Annotated in this window: 18 protein-coding genes; 7 read left to right on the top strand and 11 right to left on the bottom strand. The window is 65.5% G+C overall.

Annotated elements, in window-relative coordinates:
- Positions 1–67 precede the first annotated feature (67 nt).
- The 4 genes from mtnA to ligA all read right to left on the bottom strand — a co-directional run bounded on the left by mtnA (position 68) and on the right by ligA (position 6,128).
- The gene (mtnA, locus tag M3O59_RS08120; protein WP_249046918.1) at positions 68–1,132 is read right to left on the bottom strand and encodes an S-methyl-5-thioribose-1-phosphate isomerase; all 1,065 of its coding nucleotides are present in this window, start codon (positions 1,130–1,132) and stop codon (positions 68–70) included.
- Between the two features lie 562 nt (positions 1,133–1,694).
- The gene (locus tag M3O59_RS08115) at positions 1,695–2,381 is read right to left on the bottom strand and encodes a DUF3011 domain-containing protein (protein WP_064634827.1); all 687 of its coding nucleotides are present in this window, start codon (positions 2,379–2,381) and stop codon (positions 1,695–1,697) included.
- 286 nt (positions 2,382–2,667) lie between these two features.
- The gene (epmA, locus tag M3O59_RS08110; protein WP_116905266.1) at positions 2,668–3,630 is read right to left on the bottom strand and encodes an EF-P lysine aminoacylase EpmA; all 963 of its coding nucleotides are present in this window, start codon (positions 3,628–3,630) and stop codon (positions 2,668–2,670) included.
- The gene (gene ligA, locus M3O59_RS08105; RefSeq protein ID WP_116905267.1) at positions 3,627–6,128 is read right to left on the bottom strand and encodes an NAD-dependent DNA ligase LigA; all 2,502 of its coding nucleotides are present in this window, start codon (positions 6,126–6,128) and stop codon (positions 3,627–3,629) included. Before ligA ends, epmA begins: the two co-directional genes overlap by 4 nt.
- 388 nt (positions 6,129–6,516) lie before the next feature.
- Between ligA and M3O59_RS08100 the strand changes: the two genes are divergently transcribed.
- Positions 6,517–7,641 (top strand): pyridoxal phosphate-dependent aminotransferase, encoded by a 1,125-nt coding sequence (locus tag M3O59_RS08100; RefSeq protein ID WP_116905268.1) that lies wholly within the window; start codon positions 6,517–6,519, stop codon positions 7,639–7,641.
- 204 nt (positions 7,642–7,845) lie between these two features.
- Here the strand turns inward: M3O59_RS08100 and M3O59_RS08095 are convergent, their stop codons facing one another.
- The 7 genes from M3O59_RS08095 to M3O59_RS08065 form a co-directional block, all read right to left on the bottom strand.
- A complete protein-coding gene (locus M3O59_RS08095; RefSeq protein ID WP_116905269.1) occupies positions 7,846–8,229 on the bottom strand; it encodes a hypothetical protein in 384 nt (127 codons plus the stop codon).
- A 6-nt stretch (positions 8,230–8,235) separates the two neighbouring features.
- Positions 8,236–8,967, bottom strand: coding sequence for a cell division protein ZipA (gene zipA, locus M3O59_RS08090; protein WP_064634822.1), 732 nt, complete (start codon positions 8,965–8,967; stop codon positions 8,236–8,238).
- Between the two features lie 56 nt (positions 8,968–9,023).
- Positions 9,024–12,527, bottom strand: a complete 3,504-nt coding sequence (smc, locus tag M3O59_RS08085) for a chromosome segregation protein SMC (RefSeq protein ID WP_116905270.1) — start codon at positions 12,525–12,527, stop codon at positions 9,024–9,026.
- A 210-nt stretch (positions 12,528–12,737) separates the two neighbouring features.
- Complete coding sequence (gene rplI / locus M3O59_RS08080) at positions 12,738–13,187, bottom strand: 50S ribosomal protein L9 (protein WP_006451584.1); 450 nt, start codon at positions 13,185–13,187, stop codon at positions 12,738–12,740.
- Between the two features lie 277 nt (positions 13,188–13,464).
- Entirely contained in the window at positions 13,465–13,695 is a 231-nt protein-coding gene (rpsR, locus tag M3O59_RS08075) for a 30S ribosomal protein S18 (protein WP_005991243.1), read from the bottom strand.
- An 11-nt stretch (positions 13,696–13,706) separates the two neighbouring features.
- Positions 13,707–14,141 carry a 30S ribosomal protein S6 gene (gene rpsF / locus M3O59_RS08070; RefSeq protein WP_006451585.1) on the bottom strand — a complete coding sequence of 145 codons (435 nt, stop codon included), beginning with the start codon at positions 14,139–14,141 and terminating at the stop codon, positions 13,707–13,709.
- A 323-nt stretch (positions 14,142–14,464) separates the two neighbouring features.
- Entirely contained in the window at positions 14,465–14,803 is a 339-nt protein-coding gene (locus M3O59_RS08065; RefSeq protein WP_181920474.1) for a HesB/IscA family protein, read from the bottom strand.
- A gap of 204 nt (positions 14,804–15,007) precedes the next feature.
- Between M3O59_RS08065 and asnS the strand changes: the two genes are divergently transcribed.
- From asnS to can, 6 genes are all read left to right on the top strand, one after another.
- Positions 15,008–16,402 (top strand): asparagine--tRNA ligase, encoded by a 1,395-nt coding sequence (asnS, locus tag M3O59_RS08060; RefSeq protein WP_116905273.1) that lies wholly within the window; start codon positions 15,008–15,010, stop codon positions 16,400–16,402.
- Between the two features lie 28 nt (positions 16,403–16,430).
- On the top strand, positions 16,431–16,781 hold the full coding sequence (locus M3O59_RS08055; RefSeq protein WP_116905334.1) for a hypothetical protein: 351 nt from the start codon (positions 16,431–16,433) through the stop codon (positions 16,779–16,781).
- Entirely contained in the window at positions 16,778–17,083 is a 306-nt protein-coding gene (locus M3O59_RS08050) for a hypothetical protein (protein ID WP_064634818.1), read from the top strand. The genes M3O59_RS08055 and M3O59_RS08050 overlap by 4 nt, the downstream gene beginning before the upstream one ends.
- Positions 17,080–17,406, top strand: a complete 327-nt coding sequence (locus tag M3O59_RS08045; RefSeq protein WP_064634817.1) for a hypothetical protein — start codon at positions 17,080–17,082, stop codon at positions 17,404–17,406. The genes M3O59_RS08050 and M3O59_RS08045 overlap by 4 nt, the downstream gene beginning before the upstream one ends.
- Position 17,407: 1 nt before the next feature.
- A complete protein-coding gene (locus tag M3O59_RS08040) occupies positions 17,408–18,046 on the top strand; it encodes an FMN-binding negative transcriptional regulator (RefSeq protein WP_116905274.1) in 639 nt (212 codons plus the stop codon).
- Positions 18,047–18,131: 85 nt separating this feature from the next.
- Positions 18,132–18,794, top strand: a complete 663-nt coding sequence (gene can, locus M3O59_RS08035; protein WP_064634815.1) for a carbonate dehydratase — start codon at positions 18,132–18,134, stop codon at positions 18,792–18,794.
- Positions 18,795–18,873 lie beyond the last annotated feature (79 nt).

Genomic DNA, 18,873 nt, shown 5'->3' with positions numbered 1-18,873 from the left:
CCAGCCAGAAACAAGCACTTGCAGGGAGTTTGCGCGGCGTTGGCAGCCTGCCGGCGCGGTGCCGGGCTCAGTTGCCGAACGCCGCCTGCATCCGCGCCAGGTCCGGCTGCGCGATCACACCGCGTTCGGTAACGATCGCATCGATCAGATCGCCGGGGGTGACGTCGAACACCGGGTTCCAGGCGTGGATGCCGTCGGCCACCGTCCTGACCCCGCCTACGCCGAACAATTCGCCCGGATCGCGCTGTTCGATCTCGATCTGATCGCCACTGGCAGTGGCCATATCCACCGTGGACGACGGCGCCACCACCATGAACTTGACGCCGTGGTGGCGCGCAGCGATCGCCAGCTGATAGGTGCCGATCTTGTTGGCAGTGTCGCCATTGGCGCAGATGCGGTCAGCGCCGACGATCACCCAATGCACCAGCCCGGACTTCATCAGATGCGCGGCGGCCGAATCGGCGATCAAGGTGGCGTCGATACCGTCCTGCTGCAATTCCCACACGGTCAGGCGTGCGCCCTGCAGCCACGGCCGGGTTTCGCCGGCAAACACCTTGGCAATGCGCTGTTGCGCCATGCCGGCGCGGATCACACCCAGCGCCGTGCCGAAGCCGGCGGTGGCCAGCGAACCGGTGTTGCAATGGGTCAGCACGCCGCTGCCCGGGGCGATCAGCCCGGCGCCGAGCGCGCCCATGTGGCGGTTGGCGGCCAGATCCTCATCAGCGATGGCCTGCGCCTCGCGCGCGATCACCTCGCGCCAGTCGGCGCCGGCCGCGCCCAGCACCCGGCGCATGCGCATCAGCGCCCAGGCCAGGTTGACCGCGGTCGGGCGCGCCGCATTGAGCCGCAGCAACGCCGGCTCGAGTTTCTGCAGCGCGGCGCTGCCGTCGTCTGCAACGACATCGCGTGCGGCCAGCACCACGCCCCACCCGGCCGCAATGCCGATCGCCGGCGCACCGCGCACGGCCAGCGAATGAATCGCCTCGGCCACCGCGTCGCTGGTGTCGCAACGCACATGTTCCACCACGAAGGGCAGCTTGCGTTGGTCGAGCAATTCCAGGGCATCGCCGGTCCACAGGAGTGGCCGGATGTGGTCGTAGCGGGCGTAATCGATATGGGCGCTGTCGTTCATGCGTCCATTGTAAGGCGCGGGGGCGGTGCAGTCAGTGGACCTTCAATGCTCAGCTCGCAGTCCTCAAGCACCAGCAAACGCCTGGTTAGTCGGGGCGCGGTGCCCTCACCGCTTGCGGGACACGCCGTTAATCCGTCCCTGGAGGCTCGGTGGCGGCATCCATGCCGCCAACGGTCCCGCAATCGGCAAGGGCACCGCACCAGACAGTTGGCTGGGGGCTTCATTAAGAAACGAAGTCAACGCACCAGGCAGTTTGCTGACTGTTTTATTGAAAGCCATGCGCACCGACCAACTCGACTGGTCCTTGCCCGCTCACCGTCGCGGGACCTTGAGCGGCATGGATGCCGCGCCAGAGCCTCCGGGGACGGATTCACGGCGTGTCCTGCGATGGTGGGCGGGCAAGGGCCCTGCAGCAAAAAGGACGTACTCGCAGCGTGTCCCGCAACGGTGGGCGTGCAAGGGCCCGGCAGCCAAACCGCTGAGCAACCGCCTCGCGGCGAGACCTGAATCCTCCGCCCGGCAATCGACCGACGCGCGGTAGCGCAGCGGCCCGGTCAGCCACTCAGTCGACGATGAACTCGGCGCGGCAGCCGTCGTTCACCCACACACCGTCGCGGCTCCAGCCCCAGGTCTGGCCTTCCACGCACGGCGTTCTGGACATCTGCCGGCCCAGGCGCACGGCGCGCTCCACCGACACCCCGCAGGTGCGGCGCGCGCTTTTTTTGGATTCGCAGGTGACCATGCGCGGCACCGTCACGAAGCCGGAGCCATCTTCGGCACCCACTTCGAATTCGCCATCGCATCCACGCGACACCCAGATCTCGTTACGGCGAACGCCCCAGGTACGGCCCTCCTTGCACGGCCACATCGAACGTTGCCGCAGCAGCCGCACCGGCGCGCCACGCAGCACCACCGGGCATGCCACTTTGCCGCCATTGGAATCGCAGCGCACCACGCGGCGCATCACCGTTGCGGTCTGCACGCGGGACGCTGCGAATTCGGCGCGGCAGCCTTGTTCCACCCACACGCCATCGTCTTCGACGTCCCATTCGCTGCCGCGGATACAGCTGGTCTCGGAGAGCTGGCGCACCAGTTGCACGCCATTGGCGATGTCCATCGCGCAGTGCACGCGCGCCATGTCCTTGGACTCGCAGCGCACCACACCGGCCGCGCGCTCGGAAGCGCGCGCATCGACGAGCATCAGCAGCGGCAAGCACCACAAACCGCATAAGCTGATCAGCCATTTCATGCCGACAATCCTCACCCCGAAACGATCTACGTCGCGCCCCTGTTGACGTGAAGATGAGAGCATCATCGATGTGAAGATAGCAATACGGCGCAGGTGACAACGGCATGGCAGCGTGGTGCGCGCCTGCTATGACCAGGCAACCGCAAGCTGCCTGGTTTGTGCAGGATGTGCCAGACAGGCCCGATCTGTTGTGTGCCGGCCCGGTCTGGCGCGGACATCTGCCGTGCCGCACCCGCGTTGTGGCAGCGCCTTGGTCGTCTGGCGCAGTGGCTGCTGCGCCGCGACTTCAGGCGCGGGCAAAGTCGAAGGCCAGCACGTCGGCAATCTGCGTGGTGCCGCGCAAGGCCATCAGCAGGCGATCCACGCCCACCGCCACACCGGCGCAGTCCGGCAACTGCGACAACACTGCAAGCAGGCGTTCATCCAGCGGCAGCTGCGGCAATCCGCGCGCCGCACGCACGGCGTTGTCGCGTTCGAAGCGCGCACGCTGCTCCTGCGCATCGTTCAGTTCGTGGTAGCCGTTGGCCACCTCGAAGCTGCCCAGATACAGCTCGAAACGCTCGGCCACCGGTGGGTCGTCGTGGCGCACACGCGCCAGCGCGCATTGGCTGGCCGGCCAGTCGTGCACGACCGTCAGGGTGTCGCTGGCAAAGCCCGGCTGGATGCGATGGGTCATCAGCAGGTCCAGCCAATCGTCGCGGGTCAGGCCGGCGGGATCGATGGCCACGTCATGCAGCGCGGCGCGTAATGTTTCGAGCGGATCGCGCAGCGGGTCGATGCCCAGCGTCTGCACGAACAGCGTGCGATACGTCAGCACCTGCACCGTGACCTCGCGCCCGACCAGCGCAAGCGCACGACGCACCAGTTCGATGGTTTCCTGCGCAAGGCTGCGTTCGTTCCGGCCCACCCGATACCATTCGAGCATGCTGAATTCGGGGTTGTGGCGGCCGCCGGCCTCGCCATTGCGAAACACCCGGCCCAGTTCGTAGCAATCGCCCACACCTGCGGCAAGCAGGCGTTTGAGCGGATATTCCGGCGAGGTGCGCAACCAGCGGAGCGGCACGCCGGCATCGACATGGCCGCTGAAGCGGGTGCTGAAACTCTCAATGTTCGGCTCGGTATTGCCGGCTACCGACAGCACCGGCGTTTCCACTTCCAGCACGCCGCGTTCGGCGAAAAAGTCGCGGATCGTGGCATTGAGCCGCGCACGCAACTGCAGCGCGGCCAGATCGACCTGCGCTGCGCTCATGGTTGTTGGCCGTGTTCGCCCAGGAAGGCCAGCAAACGTGCTTCGTCCCAGATATCCACGCCCAGCGATTGCGCCTTGTCGAGCTTGGAGCCGGCTTCTTCGCCGGCCACCAGGAACGCGGTCTTCTTGGAGACGCTGCCGGCGACCTTCGCGCCCAATGCTTCGAGTCGCTGCTTGGCGGCATCGCGTGTCAGCGCAGCCAGGGTGCCGGTGATGACCACCGTCTGGCCATCGAGCGGGCCGGTCTGCAGCGCATCGGCTTCCGGCAGGCGCGCCAGCACCGTTTCCATCGCCTGTTGCGCTGCGCTGGCCAACGCGGCGTTTTCCGGGCGATCCAGCCATTGCAGCAACGCGGCCACCACGGGCGCGGGAACGCCGGCCTGTTGCAAGGCATCGGCGCCTGCGGTGCGCAATGCGGCGAACGATTCCACCGCAGCGGCGAGCTGTTGCGCGCGCACCGGCGTCACCTTGGGGATGTCCATGTCTTCCAGCACGCTGGCGAAACTCAATGCCTCGCGCAGCCTGGGCGATGGCGGATGCGCATCGCCGATCCGTACGCCACGCTCCAGCAGATCGTCGATGGCCTGCTGATTGCCGGGCTGGTCGAGGAAGTGCCCGAGCGAACGCGCCACTTCGCCACCGATATCCGGCACGCGCTTGAACAACGGCCATGGCAGATGGCGGATCAATTCCAGATCGCCGAACCAGGCCGACAACGCCTTGGCCGTGCTTTCGCCCACATGCTCGATGCCCAGCGCAAACAGGAAGCGCTCCAGCGTGGTATCGCGCGATGTTTCGATCGCCTCGATCAGGTTCTCGGCCCACTTGGTGGCGATCTTCTTGCGGTTCCAGTCGAACTTCGGCAGGCCTGCGCGCAGCAGATCGGCCTGCCAGGTCTGCGGCACCTCGCGCTCGCCGGCCAGGTCCACGCCAATGCCGACCACACGGGTTTCCAGCTGCGCATACGCACCGCTGGCCAGATGCTCTCGCGCTTCACGCAGGAAGCCATGCGGGCTCTCGGCGGTGCTGATCAGGCGCAGCTGCAGCAGCTGATCGACGGTAAGCAGATACAGATCGGCAACGCCCTGCACCAGGCCACTGTCGACCAGCACTTCGATGAATTTTTCGCCCAGGCCATCCACATCCATCGCGCGCCGCGAGACGAAATGCCGGAAGGCTTCCTTGCGCTGCGCCGGGCAGGTCAATTCGCCGGAACAGCGCCACACCGCCTGGCCTTCTTCGCGCACGATCTCCGAACCGCACACCGGGCACTGCGTGGGCATGCGCCATGGCTGGGTGCCGGGCGGGCGCTGATCGGCCACCACCGCGGCCACCTCCGGGATCACATCGCCGGCGCGGCGCACGATCACCGTGTCGCCCACCCGCACATCCAGCCGCGCGATCTGGTCGGCGTTGTGCAGCGTGGCATTGGTGACGACCACCCCGGCCACATGCACCGGCTTCAAGCGTGCGACCGGCGTGGCCGCACCGGTGCGGCCGATCTGGATCTCGATCGCTTCCACCGTGGTGGACTGCTCCTGCGCCGGGAACTTGTGTGCAATCGCCCAACGCGGTGCGCGCGACACGAATCCCATCTCGCGTTGCCCGGCCAGATCGTCGAGCTTGTAGACCACGCCATCGATATCGAAGGGCAATCCATCGCGCGCTTCGCCGATGCGTTGGTAATACGCCAATAAACCCTCGCTGCCCTGCACCACTTCGACCAGCGCGCTGACCGGAAAGCCCCATTCGCGCAGCTGCGCCAGGATTGCCGAATGCGTCTGCGGCAATGCGCCTTCGCTCACCTCGCCCACGCCGTAGGCAAAGAAACTCAGCGGGCGCTGCGCAGTGATGCGCGCGTCCAGCTGGCGCAGCGAGCCGGCCGCGCCATTGCGCGGGTTGGCCAGCACCTTGCCGCCCTGCGCGCGCATCTGCGCGTTGTAGGTTTCGAAGGCGGCGCGCGGCATGTAGACCTCGCCGCGCACTTCCAGCACCTGTGGCCAGCCTTCGCCGCGCAGGCGCAGCGGAATCGCCTTGACGGTGCGCAGATTGGCGCTGACATCCTCGCCGGTGGCGCCATCGCCGCGCGTGGCCCCCTGCACGAACTCGCCATTTTCGTAGCGCAGGCTGATCGCCAGACCGTCGAGTTTGGGTTCGGCCGAAAAGACCGGCTGTTTGATTTCCAGGCGCTCGCTGATGCGCCGCACGAACTCACCCACTTCCTCATCGCTGAAGGCATTGCCCAACGACAACATCGGCAAGGCATGGCGCACTTCGGCAAACCGCGACGCGGCCAGATGGCCGACACGCTGGGTCGGAGAATCGGCCGATGCCAGCTGCGGATGCGCCGCTTCCAGCGCCTCCAGCTCGCGCATCAGACGGTCGTAATCGACGTCGGCCATCTGCGGCTCGTCGAGCACGTGATAACGGTAGTTGGCGTCTTCGATGCGACGGCGCAGGGCATCGATGCGCTGCGCGGGATCCGGGCTGACAGTCATACGATCGCTGGGCTGGCTCTGGGCCGCTCATTCTAACGGGCCATGCCGATGCCAAGCGCTGGCACAAGCGCCTTCGGTCGCGCGGATCGATCGATGGATGAAGGCGTTGGCATTGGCGGCATCCGCCGCGTTGGTGATGCTTAAACCACACCTTGCCACGTGTCTGCCTCGGAGCAAAGCAGGTGCTTCAGAAGCTGCAAATACTGCTGGAAAGCGAGCCCGGCGGTTACCTGGCCTGTGTACGCAAACGCTGGAAACACCACCGTCGCTACCACCTGATTGCAGCGCGCGCCGGCACGACCGGCCCTGCGGGTATTTCCCGATAGGCAGACACGCCCAAACCGGCTAGCGTGGCGCCCTCGTTGCCCGCCGCTTCTGGAGTTCACCCGTGTCGTTGCCCGTCTCGCGCCGCTCGTTTCTCAGCCTCGCCACCACCGGCGTGGCGGTTTCCGCACTGGGGCTGGCACCCGCGGCCGAGGCGGCCCGCAAGCGCACCGCGGCGCCGGCAACGCCGGGCGTGGCCGCCGCGGCCGGCACCGTGTACCTCAACCTCAACGAGCACCCGCTCGGGCCTGCCCCGGCGGCGGTTGACGCTGCCACGCGTGCGCTGGCGCGCTCGGGCCGCTACCTGTTCGAGCTGGAGCAGGATCTGCGCAACCTGATGACCGGCGAGCTGCAGCTGCCCAACGATCATCTGTCGTTGTTTCCCGGTTCCAGGGATGCATTGAGTCGCGCCAGCAATCTGTTCACCTCCGCGCGCGCCGGGCTGGTGGTGGCCGACCCTAGCTTCGACCCGCTGATCGAAAGCGCCACTGCCCGCGGCGTGGCCGTGCGCAAGGTGCCGCTGCGTGCCGATGGCGCACACGACGTCAAGGCGATGGCCAAGGCCGACCCGACCGCAGGCCTGATCTATGTTTGCAACCCCGGCAACGCGACCGGTTCCATCACCCCGCGCGCCGAGATCGAGTGGCTGCTGGCCAACAAGCCTGCCAGCGCGGTGCTGGTGGTCGACGAGGCGTATATCCATTACAGCAACGAGCCCTCGGTGGCCGATCTGGTGCGGCAGCGCCAGGACCTGATCGTGCTGCGCAGCTTCTCCAAGCTCTACGGCATGGCCGGCCTGCGTCTGGGCGCCGCCCTGGCCCCGCCGGGCCTGCAGACCAGACTTGCCGCGTTCGGCAGCAACCCGTTGTCGGTGCCGGCGATGGCCGCCGGCATCGCCAGCCTGCGCGACCCACTGCTGGTGCAGACCCGCCGCGCAGACAACGCCCGCGTGCGCGACGAAACCATCGCCTGGCTCAAGGGCAAGGGTTACACCTGCCTGCCCTCGCAAGCCAACTGCTTCCTGCTGGACGTCAAACGCGATGCGGGCGTGTTCGCCGATTCGATGCAGAAGCAGGGCGTCATCGTCGGCCGCAGCTGGCCGATCTGGCCCAAGCGCGTGCGTGTCAGCGTGGGCACCGAAGCGGAGATGCTGCGTTTTCGCGAGGCGTTCGGCAAAGCCAAGCGCTAACTCGCAAAGCGTTTGATAAAGCCAACGCGAACCCTTCTCCCATCGTGACATTGTCCTGCTTTATGGGGGAGAAGGTGCCCCGCCAGGGGCGGATGAGGGGCGCATCGCCGCGTCGCTACGCGCCTTCAGAAATGACACACCACAAGTGGCTTCGCCCCGTACCCTCACCCCAACCCCTCTCCCGCCGGGAGAGGGGCTTTAAAACTACTGATCCATCGCCTCGCTGTTGGAAGCGCGTAGCGTGCGCCGGATCCACAGATAGCTGTTGACGAAGGTCAGTGCCATCGAGCCGGCGTTCCATAGCAGCAGCTCGCGCAGCATCGGCGGGCCTTGCAGGATGTGCGTGTAGTAACGGCGGTCGAACAGCGCGATCGCATGCGGCAGGAACACGCTGATGAAGGGCGTTGGCACCGGCGCGACCAGCAAGGTGATCGCGCCCGCAAAGCCGCCTACCAACCAGGGCGAATGCCGCGGGCGTTTGCGCAGGCGCGCGGCGATCCTGGTAAAGATCCACAACAACGGCATCGCCAGGATCGCCCACAGCACCAGCAGCAACGCCACCGCCAACACGCCCTGCAGGCTCAACATGTCAACTCACCAGCGCGGCGACTTGGTCAGCGGCGGTGCCTGATGCTGGCGGTCGTAGGCACGCAGTTCGTCGCGGATATGCGCCACGCGCTGCCGGCCCAAGGCGTTACGGCTGTCGTCCAGCACCACGCCATCGAGCAGTTCGGCCATGCGCTGCACAGTGGGCAGCATCTTTTCCCAGGCATCCAGCGCGGTCATTGGCGCCGGCAGCGTGAGGAAAAACGCAATCGCCGGGGTCTGCATCTCGCGGATGTTGGCCATGTCGAAGCTGCCGGGCTTGAGGATGCTGGCCATGCTGAAGATCGGCCCGCGCTCCGGATGCCCTTCCACCAGACGGTGGAATACATTCATGTGGCCGAAGACCAGCCCGGTCTTTTCGGCAGCGACCACCACATCTTCGCCGCGCAGCACCTGGCCGGCCTTGGCGGCCACGAACAGCGAGACGATCTTGTCGAAATCCTGGTTCGGGCGCTTGCCGACATCGTTACCGCCAGCGGCGTCCTGGTCGTCCTGGTTGAGCTCGCTCTGCTCGACGCTTGCGCCGCGTTCCAGCGCTTCACCATCCATGCCGGTTTCGCCGGAAATCACCGGTTCGCGCCGTTCGCGCGGCTGGCCATCGTCCTTGTCGACGCGACGGCCCTGCGGCGATTTCTTCGGGCGACCAAACAGGAAGATGGCCGCGACCAGCAGCAGTCCAGCGATCAGGATCCCGATCCGGATCATGGCCATGTCGGACATTCAGCGTGCCTCCGCATAAGAGTGACAGGTGTCGATATTCCAACAAGCATGGCACGTCATGCCGCACCCGCCAAACGTGCGGCCTCTTCCAGGTCCACGCTGACCAGGCGGCTGACGCCTGGCTCGCGCATGGTCACACCGGAGAGCTGACGCGCGGCTTCCATCGTGGCCTTGTTGTGGCTGACGAACAGGAACTGCACCTTCTCGCTCATCTCGCGCACCATGTTGGCCAGGCGGCCGACGTTGGCCTCGTCCAGCGGTGCGTCCACCTCGTCGAGCAGACAGAACGGCGCGGGATTGAGCTGGAAGATCGCAAACACCAGCGCCACCGCCGTCATCGCCTTCTCACCGCCGGATAGCAGCGAAATGCTCGACACGCGCTTGCCCGGCGGGCGCGCCATGATGGTCACGCCGGTATCGAGCAGGTCTTCGCCTGTGAGCTCCAGATACGCGTGACCACCACCGAACAGGCGCGGATACAGCGCCTGCACGCCGGAGTTGACGCGGTCGAAGGTGTCCTTGAAACGGCCGCGGGTTTCGCGGTCGATCTTGCGGATGGCTTCTTCCAGGGTTTCCAGCGCGGTATTGAGATCCAGGTTCTGCGCGTCCAGATATTCCGAACGCTGCGCGGCTTCGCCGTATTCCTGGATGGCAGCCAGATTCACCGGCTCCAGGCGACGCATGCGCCCGTCGATCTGGCCCACTGCCGCCTCCCACTCCGCCGCATTGGCGGCCTCGGGCAGGCCATTGACCACGTCTTCGAGCACGAACCCGGCCTTGACCACGGCAGCCGACAACTGTTCGGCACTGAGCACCAGTGCTTGCTGGTCGAGCTTGCGCTGGGAAATGCGTTCGCGCTGCGCCAGCGCCTGTTCGTCGCGCTGCTGACGGGTTTGTTCGAAGCTGCGGAGTTCGCTGTCGATGCTGTCCAGCAGGGTGCGCGCCTCGCCCAGCGCGCGCTCGGTGCGCACGCGCTCGCTCAATGCGGCCTGATGTTCGTGCTCCAGCGTTTCCACCGGCGAGTCGCCGTCGCTGAGCTGGGCCACCAGATCTTCCAGGCGCGTGTCGAGCTGGCCGCGCTGGCTGTCCATGCGCTCCAGCGTCTGACTCAGCGAGGCGATCTGGGTGCGCTGCGACTCCAGCGTCAGCGCCAGCGCATGCATCGCATCGCGCACGCCACGTGCGGCATCGCGCGCTTGATCGCGTGCATCGGTGAGCTGGCGACGCTCGCTTTCCAGCGCTTCGCGCGTGCCCTGCAGATCGCCCATCAAGGTGACCGCATCTTCGAGCTTGGCGCGCGCTTCGCGTGCCTGTTCGCGGCTGGTGTCCAAGGTTTCCAGCAACTGCGACAACTCGGTTTCGATGCGCTCGATGCGGGTGCGCGCGGCATCGACCTTGCCTTGCTGGCTCTGCAATTGCCCGGCCAGTTCGGAGACGCTGCGGTGCGACATGTACAGCTGGCGCTGCGCGTCTTCGCGCTGCTGCTCGGCCGCCAGCAGTTGTTCGCGGAAGCTGGCGAGCTGGTGCTCGAGCTCGGCTTCGCGCTCCTGCAGCGTTTCGATCTGGGTGCGCAGCTGCTGGATTTCGCGCTCGCGCAGCAAGGCGCCCTGCTTGGCCGCGCCGGAGCGCGAGACGCGCACCCAGCCCTCGCCCAGCCGCTCGCCGTTGCGGGTGATGACCGAGTCGCCCTCGGGCAGGCTGCGCTGCAACGCGCGTGCGGCGTCCAGATCTTCGGCAGTGTGCAGGCGCGCCAGCAGGCGACGGATCGCGATCGGCCCCTGCACCTTTGCGGCCAGCGAAGTCGGCGCAAAGCTCGCGTTGTCGGTGGCGCTGGACACCAGCGCGATGCGGCCATCGCCCAACTCGCCCAGCGCATCGACCAGTTGCTCCGGCGCATCCACCAGCACGCCTTCGATCAACTGCCCCAGTGCGCCTTCGACTGCATTTTCCCAGCCGCTTTCAACGCTGATGCGCTCGCCGACACGCGCCGCCGAATCCAGCCCGCGCGACTTCAGCCACGCCACTGCCGCGCCCTGCTCCTGACCGAGCGCGGCCTGCTGCAAGGTTTCCAGCGACGACAGTCGGCCACGCGCGGCCTGCGCCTGCTTGCGCACTTCGGCCAGCTCGCCCTGGCTGGCCCGCTGCTGTTCCTGCAGTCCGCCGAGCGCGTGCTTGCGCGCTTGGACCTGCTCGGTCAATCCGTCCAGCGACGTCTTCTGGGTTTCATGGCGCAGTTCGATCTGCTCGAACGCCTCGGCCAACGCATCCAGGTCCAGCCCGGCGCGTTCGTTGACGAGCGCTTCGCGGCGGCGGTCGGCTTCCAGCGACTGGCGGTCGAGATAATCGACGCGCGTGCGCTCCACTTCGCCGGCACGCGAAGCTTCGCCGGTGTCGCGGTTATGGGTTTCCCAACGCTGCTGCCAGTCGGCCAGCCGCGCTTCGGCTTCGCGTAGCGACTCCTGGCGGAATTCGTGGTCTTCGCGCAGTTGCTCCAGTTGCGGTTCGGCCGCATCCACGGCCTCGCGCAGTACCGCCAATTTGGCCGAATCGCCGCTGATGTGCTGGGTCAATTCCTGCAGCTGGCTCTGCGCCTCATCGCGCGCCTTGTGCAGGCGATGCGAGAGCTCGCGTTGATGCTGGATCTGCTGCTCGATGCGCGCCAACGCACCACCGACCTGATAGACATCGGCCTGCGCCTTGGCCACCGCTTCGGCGGCTTCTTCGCGGCGCACGCGGCCGGTCTCGATGCGCGCTTCGGCATCGCGCTGGTCGGCGATCAGCTGCTGCAGGCGGGTTTCTTCCTGGTTCAATTTTTCGCGCAGGCCCTGCAACTGCCCGTCCAGGCCGCGGTATTCCAGCGCCTTCCACTCGGCATCCTTGATCCGGCGCTCTTCCTGCAGCGCCTGATACTGCTCGGCCTGGCGCGCCTGGCGCTGCAGATGCGCCAGCTGCTTGGTGATTTCCTCGCGCAAATCGCCCAGGCGATCGAGATTTTCGCGGGTATGCCGGATGCGCGTTTCGGTTTCCTTGCGGCGCTCCTTGTACTTGGAAATGCCGGCGGCCTCTTCCAGATACACGCGCAGGTCTTCCGGGCGCGCCTCGATGATCTGGCTGATCATGCCCTGCTCGATGATCGAGTAGCTGCGCGGGCCAAGGCCCGTGCCCAGGAACAGGTCGGTGATGTCGCGGCGGCGGCATTTGGTGCCGTTGAGGTAATAGGCGCTGTTGCCGTCGCGGCTGACCAGGCGCTTGACCGAGATCTCGTTGAACGAGGCGAACTCACCGGTGATGGTGTGATCGGAATTGTCGAAGATCAGCTCCACCGTCGCCTGCGACACCGGCTTGCGCGCCGAGGAGCCGGAGAAGATCACGTCGGTCAGCGAGTCGCCGCGCAGGCGGCTGGCCGAGCTTTCGCCCATCACCCAGCGCACCGCATCGATGATGTTGGACTTGCCGCAACCATTGGGGCCGACGATGCCGGTCATGTTGGTGGGCAGATGCAACGTGGTCGGGTCGACGAACGACTTGAAACCGGACAGTTTGATCGTGGACAGGCGCATGGGGGCTGGAGATTCCGGGCACCGCGCGGACGAAGCCGGCAGGTACTTTTCCTGTGAAGCCAGCGCCCAAGCCCTTGATGCATAAGATCTGCGGGCCGTGGAACCGGCAATGGGGCATGAGTATAACGGGCATGCCAGCGCTGGCGGCGGCGCCCCAAAAAACGAAGGGCGCCTAACAAGGCGCCCTTCGGGTGACACAGATGGCCTGGATCAGGCGTCGGATTCGACGATGACCTTGACCGAGGTTTCCACATCGGCGTGCAGGTGCAGCACAACGTCGTACTCGCCGACATTGCGGAATGCGCCTTCGCCCAGGATGACTTCGCTCTTTTCCAGCGGCAGGCCGGCGGCGGTGAACGCCTCGGCGATGTCGCGCGGGCCAACCGAGCCGTACAGCTTACCTTCGGTGGACGCATGCGCGCCGATGGTGACGCTGGCGCCTTCGAACTTGGTGGCGCGGCTCTGTGCGTCGGCCAGGATGCTGTTGGCCTTGGCTTCGTAATCGGCACGCTTGGTTTCGAACGCTTCAACGTTCGCAGCGGTGGCCGGCACGGCCTTGCCCTGCGGCACGAGGAAGTTGCGGCCGTAACCCGGCTTGACGCTGACCTTGTCGCCCAGGTTGCCCAGGTTGGTCACTTTCTGCAGAAGAATCAGATCCATGGTGGTACTCCGTTATTCGTTAGCGCGGGCGCTTTGGCCGACGCAACGTTTGCTGTCCGAAAAGACGGGATTCGGGAATCGGGATTTGGGAATCGCAAGAGCACGATCAACACCGCATCTCGAATGACCGGCCTCTATATTTTTAATAACCCGCACATGGATGTGCGGGCTCTTGTGAGGGACTCACATACAACCGTGCGGGCTATTGTGAGGGACTCACAACCGTGCGGGTCTTGCGCAAGGAGCCGCACACATGCGGACTCCTGCGCGGAATTGCTTAGACGTCGTGATTGTCCGTGTACGGAATCAGCGCCAGGAAACGCGAGCGCTTGACAGCCGTCGCCAGCTGACGCTGGTACTTGGACTTGGTGCCGGTCACGCGGCTCGGAACGATCTTACCGTTCTCGGTGAGGTACTGGCGCAGGGTATTGAGATCCTTGTAATCGATCTCTTTGACGCCCTCGGCGGTGAACTTGCAGAACTTGCGACGACGGAAGAACTTGGACATGACAGCGCTCCTTAAGCGGCTTCGGCGTTGTCGCCGTCGGTATCGGTGGCGGCAGGTGCAGCATCGCCCTCATCGTCATCGCGACGACGACGCTCGCTACGCTCGGGCTTGTCGCCCTTCTCGTCCTTGCTCTTCATGATCAGCGACTGCTCGGTGTCCGGGCCATCGCGCTTGACGACCAGGTGACGCAGCACCGCATCGTTGAAGCGGAAGCTTTCCACCAACTCGCTCAGCACGGCCTGGTCGACTTCGATGTTGAGCAGCACGTAGTGCGCCTTCACCAGGTTCTGGATCGGGTAGGCCAGCTGACGACGGCCCCAGTCTTCCAGACGGTGGATGGTGCCGTTACCGCCCTCGATCAGCGACTTGTAGCGCTCGATCATGGCCGGGACCTGCTCGCTCTGGTCCGGATGGACCAGGAACACGACTTCGTAATGACGACTCATGTTGTTTTACCTTTCGGATGTGGCCACGTGGGCCGGACAGCTCCCCGGTAGCCCGCGCAAGCGGCCGGTGGAGCAAGGGTTCCCAGCCCGGACGGGCAGGAAGCAGGAAAGTATGGCAGTTCAGGCGTTTAGCCACAACCAGCTGGGCCGCAAAGACGCTCCAAAGCCCCTCTCCCCTCGGGAGAGGGGTTGGGGTGAGGGTCCGGTGGCGAAGCCCGCGCAGAATTTCGAAGGCTCATGGCTTCGCCCGTACCCTCATCCGCCCTTCGGGCACCTTCTCCCGAGGGGAGAAGGAACTCCAGTGCCGGTTGGCTCAGCCGGACTCAACGATGCTCGGCTTCGGTCGTAAAGCTTTCCCCGCAGCCGCATTCGGCGGTCGCGTTGGGATTGCTGAAGGTGAAGGTCTCGCTCAGGCCATGCTTGCCGAAATCGATGCAGGTGCCATCCACCAGCGGCAGGCTGGTGGGATCGACGAAGATGCGCACCCCTCCCTGCTCGAACACCGCATCGTCGGCGCGCTTCTCGCGCGCCAGGTCGGTGATGTGGCCCCAGCCGGAACAACCGGTCTTGGTCACGCCAAAGCGCAAACCCAACGCACCCGGGGTCTGCTGCACGAAACGCTGCACGCGCTCCAGCGCGGTGGGGGTGAGGCTGACGGCCATGAGGGCACTCCAAAACAGTGGTGGCAAGTATAGCGAGGCCGCAACAACCGGGCGGCACGCCGTGCGGCGGCGTCTGCAACAGATGGGGGCAGCGCGCGCCTGCGACAAGCGCAGCGTTCGGCAACCTGTTCAGATGCTCGCGCCGGCGCGCCCGCAGCCAGTAAACTCGCAGGCCATTCAAGATCGCTACGGCGAGGAACAGTCATGACGGTGGTCAGCGTTGAACATGCGCTTGCGGGCAAGCTCCCGGAAGGCGGCGAAGTCACGGTGCGGGGGTGGGTGCGCACGCTGCGCGGATCTGCCGGGCTGGCCTTCATCAACGTGACCGATGGCTCGTGCTTCGCTCCGATCCAGGTGGTCGCCAACGACACGCTGCCCAATTTCGACGAGATCAAGCGCCTGACCAGTGGCTGCTCGCTGATCGCCAAGGGCGTGCTGGTGAAGTCGCAGGGCAAGGGCCAGTCGTTCGAGATCCAGGCCAGCGGCGTTGAGATCGTCGGCTGGGTCGAAGACCCGCTGACCTACCCGATCCAGCCCAAGCCGATGTCGCCGGAATTCCTGCGCGAAGTGGCCCATCTGCGCCCGCGCACCAATCTGTTCGGCGCGGTGACGCGCATCCGCAACTGCCTGGCGCAGGCGGTGCACCGGTTCTTCCATCAGAACGGCTTCAACTGGATCAGCACCCCGATCATCACCACCTCCGACGCCGAAGGCGCCGGGCAGATGTTCCGCGTCTCCACGCTGGACATGGTCAACCTGCCGCGCGATGCCACCGGCAACGTGGATTTCAGCCGCGACTTCTTCGGCAAGGAAACCTTCCTCACCGTGTCCGGCCAGCTCAACGTGGAGGCGTACTGCCTGGCGCTGAGCAAGGTCTACACCTTCGGCCCGACCTTCCGCGCCGAGAACAGCCACACCACGCGCCATCTGGCCGAGTTCTGGATGATCGAACCAGAAATTGCGTTTGCCGATCTGGCCGAAGACGCACGCCTGGCCGAGCAGTTCCTCAAGTATCTGTTCCGTGCGGTACTGGACGAACGTGGCGACGACCTGGCGTTTCTGGCCGAGCGCGTGGACAAGAACGCGATCAGCAAACTGGAAGCCTTCATCAATGCCCCGTTCGAGCAGATCGACTACACCGAGGCGGTGAAGCTGCTGCAGAACTCCGGCAAGAAGTTCGACTTCCCGGTGGAATGGGGCCTGGACCTGCAGACCGAGCACGAACGCTGGCTGACCGAAGAACACATCGGCCGCCCGGTGGTGGTCACCAATTATCCCGAGCACATCAAGGCTTTCTACATGCGCCTGAACGACGACGGCAAGACCGTCGCGGCGATGGACGTGCTGGCGCCGGGCATCGGCGAGATCATCGGTGGTAGCCAGCGCGAAGAACGCCTGGATGTGCTGGATGCGCGCATGGCGCAATTCGGCCTGGATAAGGAGCACTACAGCTGGTACCGCGATTTCCGTCGCTACGGCTCGGTGCCGCATGCCGGCTTCGGCCTGGGCTTCGAGCGCCTGGTGGTGTACGTGTGCGGGCTGAGCAACATCCGCGACGCCATCCCCTACCCGCGCGCGCCGGGCAGCGCGGAGTTCTGAGGTGACGACCGCGGCGGCCACGGTCACCATGTACCGCCCGCTGGGGCCGGAGGAATACGCGTTGGTGCGCGACCCCGGCTTCCAACGGTGGCCGCCACGGTTGCCGGAGCAACCGCTCTTTTACCCGGTCACCAACCAGCGCTACGCCGAGCAAATCGCGTCGCGCTGGAACGTTAAGGACAGCGGGGTTGGCTATGTCGCGCAGTTCGAGGTACGCGCAGCGTTCGTCGAACACTACCCCATCCAAAAAGTCGGCGGCGCACACCACACCAAGTGGTGGATCCCGGCCGAAGAACTGGATGCGTCGAATGACACTATCGTCGGCCTGATTGACATCATTGGCCAATTCGATGCCCCACCCACGGAGCACGCCGCATGACGCTGTTCTTCGCACTGTGTTTTGTCGGTGTCGCCGTCGCGGGTTTGACCGCACTGCTGATCTTCTGGCCACTGACGTTGGTGCACCTGCGCGACCGCCACCCGGATGCGCTGGCCAGCTTCGGCGACCCGGCCTTCATCAGTCCCAAGGCGTGGCGCTGGTTGCTGGCGCGCCGTTACCGCAGCTACCGCGACGGTGCACTGTCCGGTCTGGCCACCCCCGCCTGGCTGTCGCTGCTCACCATCTTTTTCGGCCTGGGCATGGCGGCCCTGCTCGGGCTGCTTTCCAAGGTAATGCCATGACGACGTACGAAGACGCGGTGCAGGGCGCACACGACTCCTGGTGGCTGGCCACGATCGGCCGCACGCTGATCTGGGCACGCCTGCGCGTCAATGAAGCCGGTACCGCCGAGGTGCTGGACAGCGACGGCAAGACGCTGCCTTACGACAGCGAAGACAGCGCGCGTGCGGCCTTGTTCGACGCCGAATTCGTGGCGCTGGACGGGCTGGACGAAGAGGACGCGCTGATCCGCGGTTTCTCGCTGCACGAAGTGTCGCCACCGCAGGGCGATGACGACGCCGACCTGCGCGCGCGCATGGTGGTGAGCATGGGCGGCCGCGCCTGACATGTATGCCCCACGCGCGTTTGCGCAGACCGATCTGGCCTTGCTGGACTGGCTGTTCGCACGCGATGCGTTTGTCACCCTGATCAGCCAGGGTGCCGATGGCCAACCGGCGATCTCGCAGTTGCCGGTGCTGTATCGACGCGACGGGCAGGATGTGGTCATCGAAGGCCATTGGGCACGCCCCAATCCGCAGGCGCATAGTCCCGGCAATGCGGTGATCGTGCTGCAGGGGCCGCACGCCTATGTCTCGCCCACCTGGTATCTGGACAAGGAAGCGGCCGCGCGCGTACCCACCTGGAACTACGCCGTTGCGCATCTGCATGGACGCTGCCAGCCGGTGAGCGATGAGGCGGAGCTGGGCGATCTGATCGGGCGCATGAGCGCGCATTTCGAACAGCGCGTCGGCAGCGACTGGGTGTTCGACATGGCGCGCGACAGTCATCGCCGGCAACTGCGTGGCCTGGTCGGCTTCCGCTTCGTTCCAGGCCGTATCGAACTGACCTTCAAGCTGAGCCAGAACCACCCGGCCGGCAATATTGGGGCAGTGAGCGATGCGCTGGCGCTGCAGGCGTCGACCGATGCGCGCGAGGTGGCCACGTTGATGCGCGATGCATTGCGCGCACGCGCTGGCGCGGCCTGAGCGCACCGATCCGTATCCTGCACCACGGCTTTATGGCTCCTGTGTCCACCGCGTCCTTCCCTCCCGCATCTGGAATACTGCGCGCATGAACGAGCTCAACCATTTACTTGAAAACAACCGCGCCTGGTCCGAGCGTATCCGCCGCGAAGACCCGGAATTCTTTTCCAAGCTGTCCACGCAGCAGACGCCGGAATACCTGTGGATCGGTTGCTCCGATTCGCGCGTCCCGGCCAACCAGATCATCGACATGGCGCCGGGCGAGGTGTTCGTCCATCGCAATATCGCCAACGTGGTGGTGCACACCGATCTGAATTGCCTGTCGGTGATCCAGTTCGCGGTGGACGTGCTCAAGGTCAAGCACGTGCTGGTGGTGGGCCATTACGGCTGCGGCGGCGTGTTCGCCAGCCTGACCCAGAAGCGCATGGGCCTGGTCGACAACTGGATCCGCCATGTCACCGACGTGGCCGACAAGCACGAAGCCTGCCTGCACGACGCCGGCGATCTACCGGTGCAACATGCGCGTCTGTGCGAGCTCAACGTGCTTGAACAGGTGGTCAACGTGTGCCGCACCACCATCGTGCGCGATGCCTGGGACCGCGGTCAGGAACTGTGCGTGCATGGTTGGGTGTACAGCCTGCGCGATGGCCACGCGCACGACCTGGGCATGTCGATCAACCGCCCCGAGCTGCTGCAGGAACGCTACGACGCAGCACTGGCGAAGATCCAGGCCGATCACGAAGAACGCTGAGGGCTGCAGCGGCGGCGCACTCTGGCGCATAACCGTCCAGCTAGTGTGCTCAAGGCTTGCCAACACCCGTAAACGCAGA

The organism is Xanthomonas nasturtii (assembly GCF_023337365.3).
Classification (GTDB): Bacteria; Pseudomonadota; Gammaproteobacteria; order Xanthomonadales; family Xanthomonadaceae; genus Xanthomonas; species Xanthomonas nasturtii.
Note: the sequence above shows the minus strand (reverse complement) of the source record. Positions and strands in the feature narration are given on the sequence as shown.

What these genes read in the sequence shown, in the direction of transcription:
- rpsF (WP_006451585.1), bottom strand. Translation starts at nt 14,141, where the DNA reads ATGAGTCGTCATTACGAAGTCGTGTTCCTGGTCCATCCGGACCAGAGC.
- rpsR (WP_005991243.1), bottom strand. Translation starts at nt 13,695, where the DNA reads ATGTCCAAGTTCTTCCGTCGTCGCAAGTTCTGCAAGTTCACCGCCGAG.
- M3O59_RS08065 (WP_181920474.1), bottom strand. Translation starts at nt 14,803, where the DNA reads ATGGCCGTCAGCCTCACCCCCACCGCGCTGGAGCGCGTGCAGCGTTTC.
- can (WP_064634815.1), top strand. Translation starts at nt 18,132, where the DNA reads ATGAACGAGCTCAACCATTTACTTGAAAACAACCGCGCCTGGTCCGAG.
- M3O59_RS08050 (WP_064634818.1), top strand. Translation starts at nt 16,778, where the DNA reads ATGACGCTGTTCTTCGCACTGTGTTTTGTCGGTGTCGCCGTCGCGGGT.
- mtnA (WP_249046918.1), bottom strand. Translation starts at nt 1,132, where the DNA reads ATGAACGACAGCGCCCATATCGATTACGCCCGCTACGACCACATCCGG.
- smc (WP_116905270.1), bottom strand. Translation starts at nt 12,527, where the DNA reads ATGCGCCTGTCCACGATCAAACTGTCCGGTTTCAAGTCGTTCGTCGAC.
- M3O59_RS08040 (WP_116905274.1), top strand. Translation starts at nt 17,408, where the DNA reads ATGTATGCCCCACGCGCGTTTGCGCAGACCGATCTGGCCTTGCTGGAC.
- M3O59_RS08045 (WP_064634817.1), top strand. Translation starts at nt 17,080, where the DNA reads ATGACGACGTACGAAGACGCGGTGCAGGGCGCACACGACTCCTGGTGG.
- M3O59_RS08055 (WP_116905334.1), top strand. Translation starts at nt 16,431, where the DNA reads ATGTACCGCCCGCTGGGGCCGGAGGAATACGCGTTGGTGCGCGACCCC.
- ligA (WP_116905267.1), bottom strand. Translation starts at nt 6,128, where the DNA reads ATGACTGTCAGCCCGGATCCCGCGCAGCGCATCGATGCCCTGCGCCGT.
- epmA (WP_116905266.1), bottom strand. Translation starts at nt 3,630, where the DNA reads ATGAGCGCAGCGCAGGTCGATCTGGCCGCGCTGCAGTTGCGTGCGCGG.
- M3O59_RS08115 (WP_064634827.1), bottom strand. Translation starts at nt 2,381, where the DNA reads ATGAAATGGCTGATCAGCTTATGCGGTTTGTGGTGCTTGCCGCTGCTG.
- zipA (WP_064634822.1), bottom strand. Translation starts at nt 8,967, where the DNA reads ATGTCCGACATGGCCATGATCCGGATCGGGATCCTGATCGCTGGACTG.
- rplI (WP_006451584.1), bottom strand. Translation starts at nt 13,187, where the DNA reads ATGGATCTGATTCTTCTGCAGAAAGTGACCAACCTGGGCAACCTGGGC.
- asnS (WP_116905273.1), top strand. Translation starts at nt 15,008, where the DNA reads ATGACGGTGGTCAGCGTTGAACATGCGCTTGCGGGCAAGCTCCCGGAA.
- M3O59_RS08095 (WP_116905269.1), bottom strand. Translation starts at nt 8,229, where the DNA reads ATGTTGAGCCTGCAGGGCGTGTTGGCGGTGGCGTTGCTGCTGGTGCTG.